This window comes from Nostoc sp. C057 (assembly GCF_013393925.1).
Classification (GTDB): Bacteria; Cyanobacteriota; Cyanobacteriia; order Cyanobacteriales; family Nostocaceae; genus Nostoc; species Nostoc muscorum_A.
In genome coordinates, this window is sequence record NZ_CP040282.1 from 137,415 (window position 1) to 156,397 (window position 18,983).

At 40.0% G+C, this 18,983-nt stretch carries 14 protein-coding genes; 6 read left to right on the forward strand and 8 right to left on the reverse strand.

What is annotated here, in order from left to right; all coding sequences use genetic code 11:
- Positions 1–42 precede the first annotated feature (42 nt).
- Entirely contained in the window at positions 43–912 is an 870-nt protein-coding gene (locus FD724_RS32275; RefSeq protein WP_256874619.1) for a hypothetical protein, read from the forward strand.
- Here FD724_RS32275 and FD724_RS32280 read toward each other — a convergent pair.
- The 6 genes from FD724_RS32280 to FD724_RS32305 all read right to left on the reverse strand — a co-directional run bounded on the left by FD724_RS32280 (position 873) and on the right by FD724_RS32305 (position 10,995).
- Positions 873–3,377 carry a CHAT domain-containing protein gene (locus FD724_RS32280; protein WP_179075804.1) on the reverse strand — a complete coding sequence of 835 codons (2,505 nt, stop codon included), beginning with the start codon at positions 3,375–3,377 and terminating at the stop codon, positions 873–875. The two genes, FD724_RS32275 and FD724_RS32280, sit on opposite strands and share 40 nt — an antisense overlap.
- A 15-nt stretch (positions 3,378–3,392) precedes the next feature.
- Positions 3,393–5,906 carry a filamentous hemagglutinin N-terminal domain-containing protein gene (locus FD724_RS32285; protein ID WP_179075805.1) on the reverse strand — a complete coding sequence of 838 codons (2,514 nt, stop codon included), beginning with the start codon at positions 5,904–5,906 and terminating at the stop codon, positions 3,393–3,395.
- Positions 5,907–6,122: 216 nt separating this feature from the next.
- Entirely contained in the window at positions 6,123–7,400 is a 1,278-nt protein-coding gene (locus FD724_RS32290; protein WP_179075806.1) for a glycosyltransferase, read from the reverse strand.
- A 691-nt stretch (positions 7,401–8,091) separates the two neighbouring features.
- On the reverse strand, positions 8,092–9,420 hold the full coding sequence (locus tag FD724_RS32295; RefSeq protein WP_179075888.1) for an IS4 family transposase: 1,329 nt from the start codon (positions 9,418–9,420) through the stop codon (positions 8,092–8,094).
- 237 nt (positions 9,421–9,657) lie between these two features.
- On the reverse strand, positions 9,658–10,173 hold the full coding sequence (locus tag FD724_RS32300) for a hypothetical protein (protein ID WP_179075807.1): 516 nt from the start codon (positions 10,171–10,173) through the stop codon (positions 9,658–9,660).
- Between the two features lie 96 nt (positions 10,174–10,269).
- A complete protein-coding gene (locus FD724_RS32305) occupies positions 10,270–10,995 on the reverse strand; it encodes a hypothetical protein (RefSeq protein WP_179075808.1) in 726 nt (241 codons plus the stop codon).
- 297 nt (positions 10,996–11,292) lie between these two features.
- Here FD724_RS32305 and FD724_RS32310 point away from each other — a divergent pair, with 297 nt between their 5' ends.
- Together FD724_RS32310 and FD724_RS32315 are read left to right on the forward strand one after the other, a co-directional pair.
- Complete coding sequence (locus tag FD724_RS32310) at positions 11,293–12,234, forward strand: hypothetical protein (RefSeq protein WP_179075809.1); 942 nt, start codon at positions 11,293–11,295, stop codon at positions 12,232–12,234.
- Between the two features lie 1,035 nt (positions 12,235–13,269).
- Entirely contained in the window at positions 13,270–13,473 is a 204-nt protein-coding gene (locus FD724_RS32315; protein ID WP_179075810.1) for a hypothetical protein, read from the forward strand.
- 933 nt (positions 13,474–14,406) lie between these two features.
- On the opposite strand, the gene FD724_RS32320 is transcribed toward FD724_RS32315, so the two are convergent.
- Positions 14,407–14,877 carry a hypothetical protein gene (locus FD724_RS32320; RefSeq protein WP_179075811.1) on the reverse strand — a complete coding sequence of 157 codons (471 nt, stop codon included), beginning with the start codon at positions 14,875–14,877 and terminating at the stop codon, positions 14,407–14,409.
- Positions 14,878–15,198: 321 nt separating this feature from the next.
- On the opposite strand from FD724_RS32320, the gene FD724_RS32325 reads away from it, so the two are divergent.
- Positions 15,199–15,780, forward strand: coding sequence for a DUF4360 domain-containing protein (locus FD724_RS32325; protein WP_179075812.1), 582 nt, complete (start codon positions 15,199–15,201; stop codon positions 15,778–15,780).
- A gap of 174 nt (positions 15,781–15,954) precedes the next feature.
- Here FD724_RS32325 and FD724_RS32330 read toward each other — a convergent pair whose 3' ends face one another.
- A complete protein-coding gene (locus FD724_RS32330) occupies positions 15,955–16,314 on the reverse strand; it encodes a hypothetical protein (RefSeq protein ID WP_179075813.1) in 360 nt (119 codons plus the stop codon).
- Between the two features lie 517 nt (positions 16,315–16,831).
- On the opposite strand from FD724_RS32330, the gene FD724_RS32335 reads away from it, so the two are divergent.
- Entirely contained in the window at positions 16,832–17,386 is a 555-nt protein-coding gene (locus tag FD724_RS32335) for a pentapeptide repeat-containing protein (RefSeq protein WP_179075814.1), read from the forward strand.
- Between the two features lie 451 nt (positions 17,387–17,837).
- A complete protein-coding gene (locus FD724_RS32340) occupies positions 17,838–18,947 on the forward strand; it encodes a sensor histidine kinase KdpD (protein WP_179075815.1) in 1,110 nt (369 codons plus the stop codon).
- The last annotated feature ends 36 nt before the right edge of the window (positions 18,948–18,983 follow it).

Sequence of the window (18,983 nt, forward strand, 5' to 3'; positions counted from 1 at the left end):
GTTAAAAGAAGCCAAGTTCGCTGTGATGCAATTGGTAGGATAATGGACAGAGGCGAGAAACGCTTTGGTACCAAAAGCTTGATTTGTGAAAAAGAAAGCATAGAAGTTTTAAATGGTGGTACTATTGACTTTCTCTGTTATAGTTCTGGGAAGATTTTAAAATTATCTAGTGGTATTGTTTCAGATAAATGCCCCAAAATTGAAACCATTAATGCTAATTGCAACCCTAACAATGTCGTAGGATGCTTTCGTCCTAAAGGAGGTACAGAAGAGAGCGATGAGCCGACCATTATTTCTCCTTACAGCACTTCAACATTGAATCCTCGACCGGAAATAACTTGGACTCCCGTTAAGGGTGCTACTTCTTACAAAGTCAAAGTAGAAAGTTACGAGTTTGGATGGGAAAAAATTGTAAATCAAACTCGGCTTGCCTACCCAAGTGATGAAAAGGAATTTCAACCGGGGAGCATATATACAATATATGTCTTTGCTTACAAAGATGGTAATGCTTTTAGCTATGACTCAACGCCTGTTAACCTATTGTCTGTAGCTTCACAAGAAGAAATTGCACAAAATATTAAACGCATTAAAGAATTAGGACTACCAGCAGATGAAACTGTTCTTGATATAGATGCAATCTATGCGTCAGAAAATCTTTTAAATGAAACAATTGAGATGTTGAAGTCACAGACGGAGACCGCAACTCCTAGCCAAAATCCAACTCTTTACAGAGTACTGGGCGATCGCTATCTGAGGGCTTGGTTGCCAAAGGAAGCTAAACGCCAATACACCAAGGCTTTTGAGGTAGCGAAAAGTAGTAATAATTCAAAAGAGTTACAAAAAGCGCAAGAAGGTTTGAAGATGGTGAAATTCTACAACCAACTTCCCACCAGGAGGAACGGGGCCCAATAGTAAGATTTTTGATATTGGGGATTAGACAGTAAACTCAATTGTGCCTGACGTAGTGCCTCTGCTTTAGGTAAGCCATTATTCAACCCTCTATAAAATTCTTGCATAAGCAAAGCGGTAGAATTGGCATCTACGCGCCACAAAGTAGCGACAGTACTACGCGCACCTGCCTGGGCAGCTATCCCTGCAATGCCCATCGCTGACTGCTTGTTGCCTTTTGCAGTTTCGCAGGCGCTGAGAACTAGTAACTCAATTGCATCTTGACTATTTTCAGTTTTACCTCTGATTAAGCTGTCAAAGTCTCTAATATTAATTAGTTTGTCATAGGCTACCAGTACTGTTTTGAGTGGGTCAGAACTGAATTGTCCGTGGGTAGTAATATGTACAATAGGAAAATTATTTTGAGTCAGTTCTTCTTTGAACCTTTTAAGGGTAAACTTATCGTCTAACAAGGCGACTGAAGATTTAGTTTGTTTTTCAACATTTTCTACCTCTTGTTTAGATGGGGGCAAATTTTCCATGTTTTTAGGTGCATTTTTATCTATATAACTGGGGCTAATTTTTGATAGTCCAGCTATCAAAGCTATCATTTGATTTTCATGCAAAACTCTAGGTTGCCTTACCCTAGAGTCTAGAGTTTCTGCAATACTATAATGCTCTATTAGATAATGTCTTCCATCATATAATAATCCCATTGGTATGCTTTGAAAAGATTTATCTAAAGTGAATACTAGCGTACCTGATGAGGGGATATATCTTTTAATTGGTGTAATTAAATATTCATAAATTTTTTGAGAATAATCAGTAATAGCGTTTTCATTGATGTTAATAAGCTTTTCGCCTTGTAATGCTTCTAAAAGCTGATTCACCTGGAATCGAACTAACTTAGAGTCAACAGAATGATGGTGAAGTGAGCCATCGGGAGACTGAACAATTATCTCTATAGTATCTTCTAAGTCAATAATATTAATTACAGATGGAACGTTCTTGAGATTTTGAAGCTGGTTCAAAGCAACAAGGTCAAGCTTGCCACATCGGAGAAAGTTTTCTAAACGTGCTATTTGCAGTCCTTCATTTATCTGTATTACTTTTTTTAAATCAGGACTAGGAGATGCTAACAGTAATCGCATATAATTGCGATAGGTTGGCTCCATTTCCTCCTGAAACGATAACTGTAAATCTCCGTTACTTGACAAAAGACTATCACGAACTTGAGTCATGTTAGCGAGCGCAGCATTATAGTTCTGAATCGCTAACTCAGTTTTTCCCTGCTTTTGGTAAATTAATCCTAACTGCTGCTGCCATTGGTAGGCGATATCCGAAGCCCGAATTGATTGAGCGAATCCTAAAGCCTTCGTAAAATATGCCTGTTTTTGTTCTGTTTGAGTTGATAATTTACCTAAAGTACCAAAACTATAGGATAACCATCGGATACTATTAATAGTTTCAGCCATTTTCAAGGCTAATTTAGCATATCGAATCGCTACTGATTTCAATTGTTCATCTGGGATCTGGCTGAGGTTATTAGCAAAATTCAACCGAGCATGAATAGATGGCTCAGGTGATAACTCCAAAAAGGCAGAAGAATTGCCATCTATTTGATTTACCAATACTCTAATTTGTTGATTAACTTTCTGATGGAGGTTCGCTTGATTTGGTTGATGACTGAGCCATTTTTCCCAACTGATCAGTAAAGTTAAGTGATTCAACTGAGCTTGCAGTTTAGCTGATTTTGAGATATTTGGGATGTTTTCTAGTGTTTGGTAATACCAGAGTGATTTTTGCGCTTTTTGTGGAATAATGTTAGCAATCTGCTCTCGAAAAAGTGGTTCCTCTATCCAAGAATATTTATCTTGTAATTGCTGATAAATTGTCTGTTCAATATTACCTAGAGACAGATAAATCCCACTAATCTTTGATGAAGATACAAGTTTTGCTAGCGTTAATGTTTCTTGTAGAACTGTTTCAGATTCATTTAACTTTCCCAAAATCCGCAAGACTTCTCCGAGATTCTGTAATCCAAGTAAGTTAACCGATGTTGCTTCCTGCTTACCAATTAATGTCGTGAGTTGCTCTTTTTCAGTAAGAGCAGGTTGCTGCAAAGTCGTGTCGCAAATACCTATATTTGTATTAAAGTTTAAAGCTTCTAAAAGTGTATTGCAAGCTTGTTTGTGTAATCCTAATGCTTGGAAAGCAAGGTTTTGATTAATCAGGCTTTCCGTAATTCCCTTTTTATCGTTTAGTTGGCGATAAATTTTCGTAGATTCCTGCCAAGTTTTTAAAGCTTCATCCGCACGGTCTAGAGCTAATTGTTCGTGACCTGAAGAAGTCAGGGATACCGCTTGATTTTTGAGAAATTCTTTTTCTTTTTTTACAGTCTGGGCAGGGGAAGATGATTGAATTAAAATTAGAGACAGCCCTAGAATGCCTGAGAAAAGATATTTAAAGCAAGATTGAAGTGAGATCATTTTTATATCTTTTTATCACTGAAATACTGAAAAACAAGAACTTGCAGATAGTGAAGCATCATCCAAAGCTAAATTTGCTTGGTCTGTCGTCAAAACAAAATTCCCTTGAGAATCCCGAATCAAAGCGTTGGCTTCTATGATTTGTGTAGGTTGATCACTTCTTAATGATTTTGGATTATACAGATTATTAATACCTGAAATAGGAAAAGAGTTACTTTGTTCAATATTGTTATGTATTAGGTCGTTAGGCTTAGATTGTAGATTGCGACTACTAACAGCAAAGCTACTGGTTCCTGTGCCTACTTGTTTTTGGCAAGCTGGGGTAATTTGAGGAGTTGTTGGAATCCTTTCTGGTGCAGCTTTATTGATGCCAGAATTATTATCCAAAGCGTTGATCTGGATATTACCATTCAATCCGAATTCTGAACTAGCTGTAATTTTGCTATCAGGAGAAGAAAAGAATCCGAGAGCATTGATGTTGATATTACCGCCTCTTCCTTTAAAGGCATTGGCTGTAATCTTACTGTTTTCTATGACAATCAAAAGATTGGTATCAATAATGATATTACCGCCATTTGCGGAGCCTGTTACACTAGAGCCAGAGTTTGCAGCAAGGGCAGAGATTAAGTCTGGGTCACTTGATGTAGCATTGATAGTACTATTACGACGTACTAATAAACTATTTGCTTGCAAGAAAATATTCCCTCCTTGTCCTGACGCAGTTGCTGCTCCAATATTTGAGTTATCTAAGTTAATATTGTTAGCATTAATTTTTAAATTTCCGGCATTACCAGATCCAAAATTACTTACATTAACTAGAGTGCCATCTCTGAGAGTTAATCGGTTAGTATTGATTGTCACATCACCAGCATTTCCATTAGTAGCTGGTGGCAATCCTAGTAATTGTTGTAGTGCAGTAGAAATAAAAGCTGCGGTTGATGATATACCAAAAGGTTGGTCATAAACTAATCCATCAGAGGTTTCTCGCGTTATATCTATAGAATTGTAAGCATTAACTACAACATTCCCGGCATTCCCCTTTCCTAAAGTGTAAGAATTAATATTACTGCCATTTTGTAAAAGAACCTTTGGTGCATTAACTGTTAAAATACCAGCATTTCCAGTACTAAAAGCTCCAACACCTAATTGGCTTGATGCCAGAGAAACAAAAGGATTAAATCCACTTAATTGAACTCCCTCATTGGCATTAATAGTTAAATTTCCTCCCTTACCCGCTCCAAATGTTCCAGATATTACTGTTCCTCCATTTAAAAGTGCTAATTTTCCTGTGTTAATTCTGATATTTCCGCTATTACCAGAAGAGAAAGTATAAGTACCAATTCCACTAACCTTAGTAGGATCAATAGAAGAGAAACCGGTTATTTGCGTCGATTCTGAGGTATTCAAAATTATATTGCTACCGTTTCCTTCTGTGAAAGTTTTAGCATATATAGCTGCTCCATTTTGAATAATTAAGTTCTTTGCCGACACTTCAATATCACCTGTATTTGCTGCTAAATTTTCACTTAACAACCCACTGGCAATCTTTCCATCAGAGGAAGTGCCACTTAATTTTATGGAGTCAAGGGCATTTGCATTTATACTTGCCCTTGCTTGAGTTCCTTGGTTTTGAATTAATGCTATCGAACCATCGGCTAGTGAAATTTGCTTGCCGGTTAGATGAATTGAACTGCTACCGATACCACTAGCGTCTACTAAAGCTTGTTGAGATAATCTAATATCCTGAAAATTTTGTACATCCTTGTAATTCAAAATCCACCCATTAGAAGCGGGATTGAGCTTAACCCCACTGGAACTGACACTGCCTATTTCAATCCGTCCTCCAGGAGCCGTCAAAATACCTCCCACTAGGTCAACATTACCTCCTATCAAAGCGAGGGTTTTTCCTTCAGACACCTGTAGACTATTAGAGTTAGTAGCAGACCCTAAAATGGGCGAAAATAAGGGGGTAGAAACAGTTAAACTATGGCCTGTACCTTGCACAATAATTGCCCCTGGATTGCTTCCCACTTGCAAACCAACTGGAACACTAATAGTTAGTAAGGGTGTAGTTTTGAGATTTGTGGCACTGAAGTAAAATTTATCAGCAAAGTTAATGCTATTTGCCGTACTAGCAATAAATGAACCACCAAGATTTAGTGAAGCATTAGGGCCAAAAATAATCCCGTTGGGATTTATCAAGAACAGGTTAGCAGTACCGTTAGCTCGAAGTATGCCGTCAATATTTGATATGGATGAACCTGTTACCCGACTAAAGATATTCTGAATATCAGTTGAATTGTTGAAGTAAGCAGTGTCTCTAGTTGTAAGAGAAAACTTTTCAAAGCTGTGGAACAGATTATTACCTGCTTTCGTACCTCCATCAATAGTGGTGATATTACCCTGATTCGTGACTTGAGAATTATTAGGTAACGAAACATCAGGGACGATTTGTGCAACAGCTTGGGACGAAGATAACAGGTAGTGGAAGGTACTAATATAAAAAACATAAAATCTACTTTTTGACATTCTCATCTGAATTAAGCTCAGAAGTGTACTTTCACTTTTTATGTAGATTACTCGCTAGCAATATTACTTATTTGCGAGAGGAGAAAAAACCTAGATTGGTAAAACTCGCTAGAGTAGATTTTTCATGATTGAAATAGGCGTAAATAGGTAAACCAAAATTTTCAATAATAACGAATTTACTACGTTTAAGTTTTTGCTCTAGCTAGTTTTGCCACGCTAGGAAAAAACAGGCTTTCCTGTATTTATTACCTGTTCCACAATATCGGCAGCACGACTGACTCCTCCAGCGCGACGAATAGCTGTTTGTAATCTACAAGCATTTTTTTTGTAGGAATCCTCTGTCATTAACTGCTGGATGCTCGTTTGTAGACGGGGAACAGTTAATTGAGATAAAGGCACAACTTCTCCAGCCCCTGCCCAAGCTAAACGTGCTGCTACTGCTGGCTGGTCATTAGCAATTGGGATAGCTAGCATAGGTATACTGTTGCTTAAAGATTCTAAAACCGTGTTCAAGCCTGCATGGGTAACGGTAAGGGTTGTCTTTTTCAGTAGTTCCAGTTGAGGTGCATAGTTAACAACTAACGGAGAGCCAGGTAATCCTTGTATTAATTCTGAACCACTAGACCCACCAAGAGAAATTACTAGTTGGACATCTAAGCCAATGCAAGCTAAGGCAATAGTGTGAAAAATTTCTAGTAATTGATTTTGTATAGTTCCAAGCGAAGCATAAATTAACCGTTGTCCAGTCAACTTTTCATACGGAAAAGGTGTGGGTTCTCGTCCAGTTGGATCTTGGTAAGGGCCAGTGAAATGAAAGCACTTGGGCAAAGACTGCCTTGGGAAGTCAAGCTCTTGTGGCAATTGACTCAGTTGTGCAAGTTGAGAAAAGCTATCTTTGTGAGGTGCTTGAGAGTAGAGTGGCAAGCTCCACTTTTGCCGATATATGTCTAAAACTTGAGTAAGTGGTTTTGTGAGCTGTCTCGTCAGCAAATAAGCTGCTCTATTACGTAGACGTGCCCACAATGCTGTGTTATAGCTCCAAGATGTGAAAAAAGGTGGAATGCTGGCTTCTTGGTTAACTGGCAAAGCATTGCAAACAGTAATAAAAGGAATTTGCAGAAATTCTGCAATAGTCTCACCTTCCACTGTAAGTTGATCTACTAACAACGCTTCTACACTAGCTGCTTTAATAGCTTGCGGTGCTTCGCTAAGTAGAAGATTTATTCCTTCTTTCATCAAGATCATAGTATATTGCAAAGCGGTAAAACCGCTTAATTGCCCCAACTTTGCTAGAGACTGTGCGGTTGCTCCATAAGGATGCTGAGACTCTCCTATCATGCAAAAATTTAGTCCCGCTGCTAGTGCCTTAGATTTAGCATCAGCAATTCCAAATAGAGTGACACAGTGTCCACGTCTTTGTAATTCTTGCCCCAATGCTGTCATTGGGTTAAGATGTCCAGTGCTGGGTGGACAGAGGATACCAAAATGAGTCATAGTTATAAACTTTTTTCTACATGACTATCAACCGCGATCGCCCCAAGTATTATTGCATCTCTTGATTACAACCATCTCTGCAACACATTGCACGCACTTTAAGTATTAAAGATAGATAAAAGGTGTTTAAGTTAGCACTATCTAGTATCTGTAGGTTACGATTGCGGATACTGCCTTTGCTTGTAAGCTAATGTACTACAAATATGTAAGGAATATTGGTGCTTTAGTTTGGCAATGTTTGCAATGCCAGCAACGTATTTTTTGTAACTCATAGAAATTAGGGAAACTCAGCTAAATCGGGAACACAGGAAACACAACAGACAATTGTTCTTCATTGAAAGCAGTTGCTCGTACTATTATTGACAGCGTTGCTAACTACTGACAAAAGTAGTTTGTTGCGACAAAACCTTCTTTTGTCAGAATTGCTAATTTCGGATTACCTTAGCAAGGGAAAATCATGATTTTTATCGTGAACTTAAGCTGCCAACATTTATTAACTTGATATTAGATGTTTAATACCTTATAAAATTTTGATAAACAGGAAAGCTTATGACTGTCAGTTGCTCAAACGATCAATCTTTAAACATATTTGCTCAACTTTCTCAACCACCAAATACTTTGCCTTCAGCTTAATACCAATTTTTTATGAAGCTGCATAGAATTCGATCCCCCCTAGCCCCCCTTAATAAACCTACCGTGTATACACAAGTCCATCCAGAGCGAGTTTCCAGCCGATAAAGATGGATTCAAATTGTCTTAAACCATGAACAAGGGTAGGCATTCCAGGAGGCCTACCAGAGGTATAACCAGACCATCCACCAAGTCGAGCAATGATCCAAGTAGCCCAGGGCAAACAACCCCGTGGATAAGGATTTTGTAATTTTTTGGTATCGCCTTCAACAGAAGATTGAAGTCCTAATAAGCATTGCTGCTGCTTTTGACAAAAGGTAAGCTCGGCAGAAAGTTGAGTATTATCGCGTCCCTCAACCATTTGTAAGGTTCGCACGGCTACGGACAAAGCAAGGATTGTTAGGCGTTGGATTGCAATACTAGACTCTAACTGAGTCGCTTCGATATTCAATCCAGCTTTTTTGAGAGTGGCAAAAAGTTGTTCAATCTTCCATCGCCATCCGTACCACTTAATGACTTGCAGTGCCTGTTCCAAGCAGACAACAACGTGAGTTGTCAGCAACCGCCAATGAATCGGTTCTTGTCCTGCGGGTGGTTGGACTTCCAGAGCTTCAACAGCAAAAAGGGTAACACTAGGAGGATAGCCAAAAACGCCTAATTTATCGGGGCGTTGAATCTCAACTTGTCCACAACGAACAATAAGCATTGCTTCTCTTGGCATTCGCTTTCGACGTGAGTCTGCGGGAACGTTAATTATATAAGTACCTTCACAAGGCTGCTGACTTAAGTAGTCGAATAGTGATTCAGACCGCCCTAACAATCGACGATCTTGGCAAGCTCTTATCAGTAAATGATTATTTTTATTGGGTACAGTTGCAAATTCCTCAAATAAATCCGATTCGCGGTCGCCAATATGAGTTACCATTTTTGCTCCACCCACTTCAAAGCATCGCTTACTACTGGATGCCGATGCTAACCATTTGTAAGATTCTTTCTGCTCAATTGGTAAATTTTGATAGTCTCGCTGATGTTTATCTGCATGGTTTATAGCTCGGCTCCACAGTTTTACTGTGCTTAACCCCAGTGGAAATCCACTCTCACCATCTAATACCAATGTTGGATGGATATAAAACCCGACATCTGTGTTATTGCCTACTACTCCTAATCCTGACGGTGACAGCCTACCTGCATGAGACTGCAAGTTAATCTCGCTAGTATCGCTAATCGCCAATACGTGTCGTTTTGCCAGATGAAACTCGCAATCATCCGAAAGGCTACGTACTAGTTCTGATAATGTTACGTTTTCATTCTCCAAAAACCGATAATAACCCATCTGTTCTGCCCAATTTCGACTGATTTGCCGGATATTTATCGATTGGTGCTTACGAATCGCCTCGTATAATGCTGCCCCCTTTTTATCAGCCTTGGGTCTCCAAATACCCTTCCTGGTGTCGTCGAAGCGTGAATTAAGATTGGATTATCCATAGTTTTTGCTTCTCAAAAATCCTCTGCACCTACTTAACATCCGACTTGTGTATACACGGTAGCTTAATAAACAGGGTGGATTTAGGGGTATCAAGATATGTGCAACTTCACATTAAATTGGTATAAAAAGCAAATATACTCCTTATTCGCTTTGGATGTAACGAAAGTTCATATCCCCCTTGTAGCCAGAAGCTTTCGCAAGATCCTTAAGGTTTTGCACGCCGCTATACTGATGTCCATTGATAACCCAAGTTGGTACACCGGGGACTTTTGCCGCATTGCACAAATCTGGGTGGGGATTGATACCTCTCTTATCGCACTCCACCTTGATGCTGTTGTTGATGATCTGGTAGGCTTCTTTACCAAAGAGTAATTTTTGTTCATGACAGTGAGGACACCACCAAGCGACGTATTCTTTTGCACCGATGTTCACCAAATGTTTCGCCAAGGCTAGTTCTGCCTTCCCAGAAGTGGTAGTGATTTCCCAACCGACTCCGGTCTGAGGTCGTTCTTTGGGCAGGAAGAAAATAATCGATGGGGACTTTTGGTTGTCTGTTTGTTGAGCAATATCTGTCAGTAGTGCAGAGCCAGAACTCGTACCAACACAGATAATGGAGAGCGTTAACAGTGCAAGTAAAAAAGGGTGTTTGATAGCCATATTAAATATATACTTTGATTGAATAGTTGTCGAAGCTAACAATTGTAGGGTTAAGATTGTAGTATTTTGGATAACTGATAACACGAAGTCAAGATATTATTCTTCATCATCTTCATCTTCATAATCGAAATCATCATCACCATGTTCTTCATACCACTTTCTTTCCTCCTCCAAAGCGATTTCTCTTGAGATCCTTTTTCTTTCTAGGGCTTCCCTTTCTAGCTTTTCTATTTCTTGTTTTTCTCTTTCTATTCTTTCTATTTCTATCCGTTCTCTCTCTCTGGTTTCTCTTGCTACCTTGTCTCTCTCAAGCTGAATTAATCGCTGTTCTACTCGCTCACAATAGAAATCCAAAGCCTTACCTGTGGCTGTTCCGGTAATTACGCCACCAGCTAAAAAGACGAGGGCAGTTTTCCAGCCGTTAATGGGATTGCCACTCCACTCCAGAGTACCTTCATTGATCCACACCAGTAGAAAATAGACAATAATTCCAACAACCGTGTTAATTCCAGCAAAAACTCTCGGTGTCATTTCGGATTGGCGAAGTATCAACCACTGTGAAAAGGTGAGCATCAGACTAAAGATGAAGGCAGCAATCGCACAAAGAATAACATTATCTGGAAAAGTGAACGGATCTACCGCAAATTTAATGATTAGCGTGATAATAACCAGAGCCGAGAGCAAAAAGCTCAGAAGTAAGCTAGCACTAATCGCAAGAAACCAGTAGCGACCGAGATAACCCAGGCGAAATTCTAACAACGACTCTTGTACTCCAAACAAAGTCATCCAAAATGCAATACCCGCCGTTAAATAATCAAGCATTAGCCGTTGTTTTACCCATGTGCTGAAGAGGGTATTTTCTAGAATAAGCTGAAATTGAATTCACTTGTCACAAGTCAGAAGTCAGAATTGAATTCAGGCTCCTGACTTCTAAAATCTTTCTTGTTAACTGTGGTATTGGACTGATTTTCGTCAAAGTATTCTTTCATCAGTGCAAAATATAAAAAGCAACGAAAAACCCATCCTTCATACAGGTTGGGGGCATAAATAAAAACTCTATATTTCCATGATGACACAATTCAATATTTGTTCAACTGCTGTCAGCCTGGAGGTGGAATAATGAACAAACCACCATCCAGACGCAAGAAAGTTATTCCTGTGGCATCTGGTGAACCAAAGCCAGCAACCGACTCTGCAAAGGAAAATAATTCTGGGCAGGATAACCCAGCCTCAGCAACAATTACGGTGACGGCTGTTGAAGTAAGAGAGTTGACCGACCAAGAACAAAGCTTACGCTTGCAATTGGAACGTCAGGTAGAAAGGGCATTTTTGTCAGCAGGCCAGGCGCTGATGGAGTTGAGGGACAGACGGCTGTACCGTTCCACGCACCGGACTTTTGAAGAATACTGCCGCGATCGCTTCAATTATAGTCGTGACGCGGCGTACTTGAAGATTTCGGCTACTGTGGTTTATGAGAATCTTCAAAAGTTTTTGCCGACCAATGGTCGGCAAATTCCAATGCCGACCAACGAACGACAATTGCGCTTTTTGGCGAAAGCAGAGTTGGAACCAGCTGTGCAAGCGGATGTCTGGCAGCAGGCAGTAGAACAAGCTGGCAATAAGATTCCCTCTGGTCGTATCGTGAAAGATGTTGTAGATAGGATACGCGAAAGGACGAAAGTACCCAATCCTCACCACGTTGGGGAAATATGCATTCTTCTGCCCAGAGATAATCCAGACTTGAGGGGTAAAGCGGGTTATTGGGGCGTGGTAAGTCACGTTGGGGAATACAGCTGTACACTCCAGACTTGGGACGGCGACTATACCGTGAAGATTGAACACCTGAAGTTACTGGAATTGCTTGATGAAGATTGCTTTTTTATGCAGCAGTTATGTGTGAGGTTACGGCAGTTGCATCAAGTGGCCAGCCGTGACTCTTCTGTAGATTGGCTGTTGCAGGGGTTGGGGAAACAAGCTAAACCGTATCTGTCATCCTTACAGGCAAAGCTGCTGGCGGCTGTTGAGAGAGAGTACAACCTTGTTTGGAAGCAGCAGAAGTGACGATACAGCTAGTAAACAATAGGTTAATCCGACAAATACACAATGCAACAGTGCAATAAATAACTCGTTGTATGAAAGCGGTAAGCGATCGCGGAAGGTCTGGTAGAGTTGCCATGCTGGAATGGCTTATTGGTTCAAGAAGAAATTTGAGTAGGTTATGGTGAGTGTCCTTTTATAGCCGCCTTAATTGGACACTTGCTTTTCTAGATGTATAGCAACAAATACTAATTCTCTGCGAAATACTCCTGGCGGATCAGCTTTACCTTATCGGTGAACGGTAACTCTCAAGAAATACATTGCGTTGAGTCAGAAATTGGGGTGAGGGTAACGGCACTATTCATTGGCGCACCATTACTAGGGGTGCAAAGGACTATCCCCAGGCTTATTATCATTGGCAAGAAAAAGGGAGAAAGAAGACCAAGTACATTACCAAGCAAATACTTGGGGATATTCAAGAAGCAGAGTTCAAGAAACGCCCAATTAGAGAAAATTTGACATTACTGGGTGTTGCGCCTAGCCCTAGTAACGATGTCGAACAGTTGGAAATACCCCCCAGTAAAAATAACCCTAGTGCAATCCGCTTGGGTTAAGAAAAATTGTAGTATCACGTTATGCTGATGATGTTCCGCCACGGTCTAAGGGTGGTAAAAGCTGTTAACTTATACGTTCTTCAAAGCTTTACGTTTTATCTCGTAGTCAATCACTAAATGAGCAAACCAAACAACCCTCTGTCATATTACAGGAAAAGAGCTTTTTATTTGACCTAATCAGGAGGTTATCTTTTAATCTTTATTCGACCTACCCACAAGTCTCGCCTCCTCTAAGACTACGATTTTTTCAGTCATATTTGGTGCTGAAAATCCTAATTACAGTACAGAAAGATTATGAATAACATCTGTGCGATTACGGTCGAATAAGTTTTGACGACAACCAACGTAACAAGCCTGTTCTCATTGAACTTATAGTTTTCGACACAAATGGGCATAGGAACCAATAATGAATCAATTTTTTTAATTATCTTTAGAGCAGGAGCTTATGAATAGCTACAAGGGAAAATTTACTTTAGAGAACCTCCTTTTTAACGCTAATTTACAGGAATTTACGCACCAGATTAGCGACATCTATGGATTAAGCAACCAAGGTACAATTTCCCACAAAGAGGCTTACACCCAAATTCAAGTTTTATTTGAAGCACTCAAGCGTTCCAAACAGGAACTTAGAATTGGCGAAAACCCTTGACAGTGCAATGCCAAAGACTAATAAGTAGGGGTGAAATTAGCGAGGCTGTCGTAAGCCGCCATTTAACTTTCAAAATCTTTGCTGTGTAAAGCTGACAATAAAAATGCACGACCATATTAGCCCTGGGGGAAAATGGATGATTTCAAATCCCCATTAGCGGAACTGGTAAGTAGTCCAGTGGAAGCGCTATTGTCCAGTAGACTAGTGGATAAACTCAAAGCGCCCACTTTCTAGAGGGCGCTTTGATTGCCTCGACCGTGCAAGGACTCTCTCGGTCGAGGTTCAATACTTTTCGGTTAAGGGAGAAAGGGGAAGGGGTAAAGGTAAATTCAAACCCTTACCCCTTCCCCTTTAACCTTTCCCCAGATCAAAAGAGAGATTGTTGGGTTTATCCGAAAAGTATTGGGTCCAGGTTTATTAAATTTCTTATTACCATTTTCCCATTCTTTTCTTGGCGAGACGCTACGCGAACAATTTTGCGTTAGCGTACCACCCCCGTTTTCTAAACGGACATTTCCTCATAGCAGTAACTACAGCGCCAGTAAAGTTCTCCCAAACGCACATGACGGAGTAAAATGTCTGAACAGTTAGGGCAAAAATGCTTACTCATCATCGATTGACTGATTGTTGTAGGTATACTCAATTTGCGAGGATTCGTTAATAAAGCTTTATTAAACATATATTTCACTAAACTTTGTCAATTTGCTGATAAAGGTTAGTATGACACTCTAAGATTAGAGATCATGTTTAATCAAGCGTTTGATTAGTGTATAAGTTGTACGATTTTTACTAAGATATTTTATTTTTAACCTTTATTTAATAACTTTTGAGCGTTTATCTCTCGTATGGTGTAATTCCATTTTAAAAAATATTTACAACATATAAATTGGCTGTAGTAGAAGTATACATCTGTATGCCTCTACCCATATATCATTATTCTTGAATAAATTCTGTCTCTTGTTCTTTGTGGGATAAATTATTCTTTGGAGGTCTCTTAACCAGACGAACTTTCATCCACTGGAAGGAAACAAGGTTGAGTAACAGACCGATGATGAACAAAATCAGCATAAGCACAACCTGATACCAAGCGATCGGTTGCACCACTGAATCTGCAACAAGATGGCAAAAATTTAGTACGGTATATAATACGGTTAAACCAAAGTGAATGCTTCGGTAGCGACTCGAATCAGTAAACACAGTAGCAACGATTGCAGCCATCGGGAAGACAAAAAAGCCCAACATTAACCACATAATCGGGGCAACTTCTGCTATGCTTTGTGCGTGGGAGTCAGCCACACTAAGACCGTGAAAAAGAGGCATTAATCCCAACTGACTGTGAAAGAGAAGTCCCAACAAGAAAACAATCCAAAGGGTAATAATTTTTTCTTGATGTTTTATTACCATACTGTTTTACACTCCCATTATTTTTTCAGTAATTCGACTTTGGGTAGGTAACAGAATCAAAATAGAGTAGCAAGGATATTGTAGCGAGAGAGCGCTTTTAAGCTTTCCATTTTAATTATTGTGTTGGAGAGCATAATAGCTACTACCTTCAGATATCCATAGTACTCTCTGAATCCTAATTTTAAGCAACTAAATTTGAGATTTTTGTAACGATTTGAAGGCTTTCAGTACAACTTATACAACCTAGACGCAATTCAACCTTGATTTCCAACAGCAGAATGTCACAGTAAATCTGGTTAGTAGATTCGCGATCAAAAAATTATGAAATTTGTAAAAGTATTTCTTGCTGTCGTTACATTAATTACTGCTTCAGTTAGCCCCGCCTTTGCTGATGCCAAAGTTGAAATTTTAGGTGCAAGTTATGGTGGTAGCGGTTGTCCCAATGAATCCGCCAGTGTGAGCGTTAGTCCCGATGGTCAAGAGCTAACCATTTTATTTGACAAGTTTGCAGCCATCGGAAATGTCGTCGCAGAAAGGCGTAAAAGCTGTAATTTGAGTATTCCGATCAAATTACCCCAAGGTTTTCAAATTTCCCTTTATGATGCTGATTATCGGGGTTATATTGCTCCCGGAACCACTGGGACACTAAGAGCAGAGTACTTTTTTGCTGGTACCCGCGGCCCAGTTTTTTCTCGGACTTTTGGTGGCGAAACTGACTATAATGTTCGAGATAGCTTGGCGACAGTAGCTGATGTTTGGTCGGGCTGTGGTGACAGTGTAAATATGCGGGTGAATACTGCGATGACTGCCAAAGGTCAAGGGATGGCTACTGTTGACTCCTTCGATCTTGCACACCGAGGTTTGGTTTATCACATAAAATATCGCAGCTGTCGTAAAAACTAGTACACTTCAGGATAATTCCGGCACAGAAAATTTATTCTGAAACCTTTTATCTAGTGGGATTTTTACTCATAGTAAACGGCAGAGTATAGTACATACTTTGCGCTAGCGTAAAAGCAAATATTGACCCTAGCGCAAAATATATTCTCTACTGTATTGTTGCCCAAAAGCATGAGGTTATTGAATCAGACTAGGGAGCAAAACTGACCCAACAAGAGACAGAGTTAGGATTTGGCGACTTAGCCAATCAGCGTTTTCGCGCAGTATATGCAGAATACTACCGTGAACCACTGTTTCTATCTGTATCCGCTCCTGTAGAGGGAAAGAGTAGCGGCTTTTGGGGGTGCTGGATAATTCCTGTACCCCTTCGACTACATAGCGGTTAGGGACATGACTTAGAATATGGGCAATTAACTTTTGGCGTAACTCATGAATCGAAAAAGCTAATTGATAAGGATGTTCAGGGTACTCATATAAGACATTCTCAATTTCTTGAATGACTATTGGCAATGTTAAATTAATCAACGTATGTGACATTAGTGTTGTTTGATATAGATGTTTACTTTCAAGCCTAGATTCATTTGATGAATATACAGTCTGTTCTCAAAAAGATTTCCAGATGCTTCCTAATTGATCTGCTTGTGAAGAGTGTAACAATCAGGCGTTTGAAATCGAGTATATACAAGAGTTGGATGGATAGTTGAATTGTATAAGTTGATTAACGACGCACACAAAATGTAGTCCAGATCAATTTAGCAATATAACTCTCTTTGAGGAATTAACCAACAAAGCGATGCCTACGGCGGGCTGCGCCTACGCCATTCCCTCTCCTTAAATTCCTTTTGTTGTCCTAACGATTTTTTAGGAGAAAGCAGAAGAGAAAATATTTAGTTCTTGAAGCCTGTTTCGCAGATATAACCCAAGTTGCTAGTCACTCTTATGAGCGATCGCTTTCGGACGATAATTGATAATTAGTTACATTAGTTAACAATAAACTTATGGTTTAACTGATAAAATTTACTTAACTTTCAATAAGCAATCATTGCTTTTTCTTATGAAAACTCCAGAACTTCTGAGACGATACGCAGCAGGAGAACGGGACTTTAGTAACGTAAGCTTAATTCAGGTTTGTCTGACTAATGCAAATCTAATTGGGGCTCACTTAAAGGGAGCGGACTTGATTGGTAAAGACTTAAAGGGAGCATATCTAACTGATGCACATATTAGTCAGGCGAAACTCAATCAGGCAACTTATGCTGATTCACGAATGATTGAAGTATGCCTAATTAGTGCAGAAATGGTTGATGCAGACCTGAGTGGAACAGACTTAACGGGAGCAAATTTAAGTGGAGCTGATTTAAGCTGTGTCAAGCTAGGTGGAGCCAACTTGAGGGGGGCAAACTTAGGTGAGACAGACCTCACCGGAGCTGATCTTAGGGGAGCGGAACTGAGTGAAGCTAACTTGAAAGGAGCAAAGCTAGCTGGGGCAGATATGGACGGGGCATATTTAGATAAGGCAGACCTGACTGGCGCAGATATCGACGGGGCAAATATGCGGAGAGTCGGATTGACTGGAACAAAAATGCCCGATGGAACAGTTCACGACTAAGTGACTTGAGTGATTTCTAACCTAAGTTTATACATTAAGGCAATAATGGGGCTGCGATTATAGATAATTACTGCCTGACAAATAAGTTATTTATCTAACGTTTGTTCCGGCAGTAATTAACACTATCTTAATGATGTTGATAATACCGTTATCCTCAGCAATATCTGATATTGTAACAGTAGCATTATTCAGCTTAGACAACGAAAAAATGTTCGTAGTGATAAATATATAGTGATAATAGAGATTTAGTATTTATACTCGGATAATTTAGTAACTATTTCCAGATTTTTATATTGCTTTTTATACTACAAAATGACGTGCGTAATGTGGGTTAAATACTTAGCCTCGGCGAGGAGATGAGAAATTGTTCTGGGGTGGATCGGGGTGGGTGCGATCGCTGTTCTAGCGATCTCCTGATGCTAGAATAAGTCTAAAATTAAGAACATTCATAATGTTACATGAATTTTTATTAGCAGAACGTGACGAAATTCTCGCCTTGTGTTCAAAAAAGATCGCGCGTCTTGCTGATTCCAGAAGTTCGAGCGACGAAATGGAAAGAGGATTACCTGTGTTCTACGATGAACTCATTGAGGTATTACGTGCTGATGCTGATATAGATGAATCTGGGGAAGCACATAACAATTCTATAGAAAGTGTTCACAGAGCCGCAGCAGAGCGCCGGGGGAAAGAGTCGTTAAAACTTGGCTACAGCATTTCTCAGGTTGTTCATGGCTACGGCGCTCTTTGTCAATCTATCACTCAGTATATTCAGGCAAATAGTAGTGAAATAACATCCCCTCGTGAATTCAATCGATTAAATTTCTGCCTCGATATCGCTATCGCTGAAGCGGTTACAGAGTTTAATCGAGGTCAGCGCGAGAATGCAGAGCGGGATGAGGTTCTACGTCTTGGATTTTTAGCACATGAGTTGCGAAATGCTTTGACCTCCGCTACTTTAGCTTCCCAACTTATAATCACAGGGAAAGTCGGAACCAATGGAAGTACATCTCGTATTCTTGAAAATGCCCATAGGCGTATGAGAGAAATTATTGATCGTTCACTTGTTGAGGTGCGACTGTGGAACGACCCAACTGTCCAATATAAGAGATATCGAGTTATTCACCTAGTCAGTGAAGTTGAGGCTACTGCATGGTTTGAAGCAAGTGGGAAATCAATTGAGGTGCGTATTGAGGTAGCGCCGGAATTGGAGGTTTTAATAGATCGTCACCTAATAATATCTGCCCTATCGAATCTGGTTCAAAATGCCATTAAGTTCACCAAGAAGGGTGGGATTGTATGGATACGCGGTAAGGCTGTAGGTGAGCGTGTTTTGCTTGAAATAGAGGATCAATGTGGAGGACTCCCGCCTGGTGATACGGAAGAACTCTTTAAGCCTTTTTCTCAGATAGGAACAGATAAATCAGGAGTGGGGATTGGGCTAACAATTTCACGACGCTCCGTGTCGCTAAACAAGGGTATACTCTCAGTTCGTGATCTCCCCCATCAAGGATGTGTGTTCTCAATTGATTTACCCTTAGCCTCCTCTCTCCCCACTACATAATCCTCTAGCTCCGTCTTCGCTGCGCTCACCTATGTA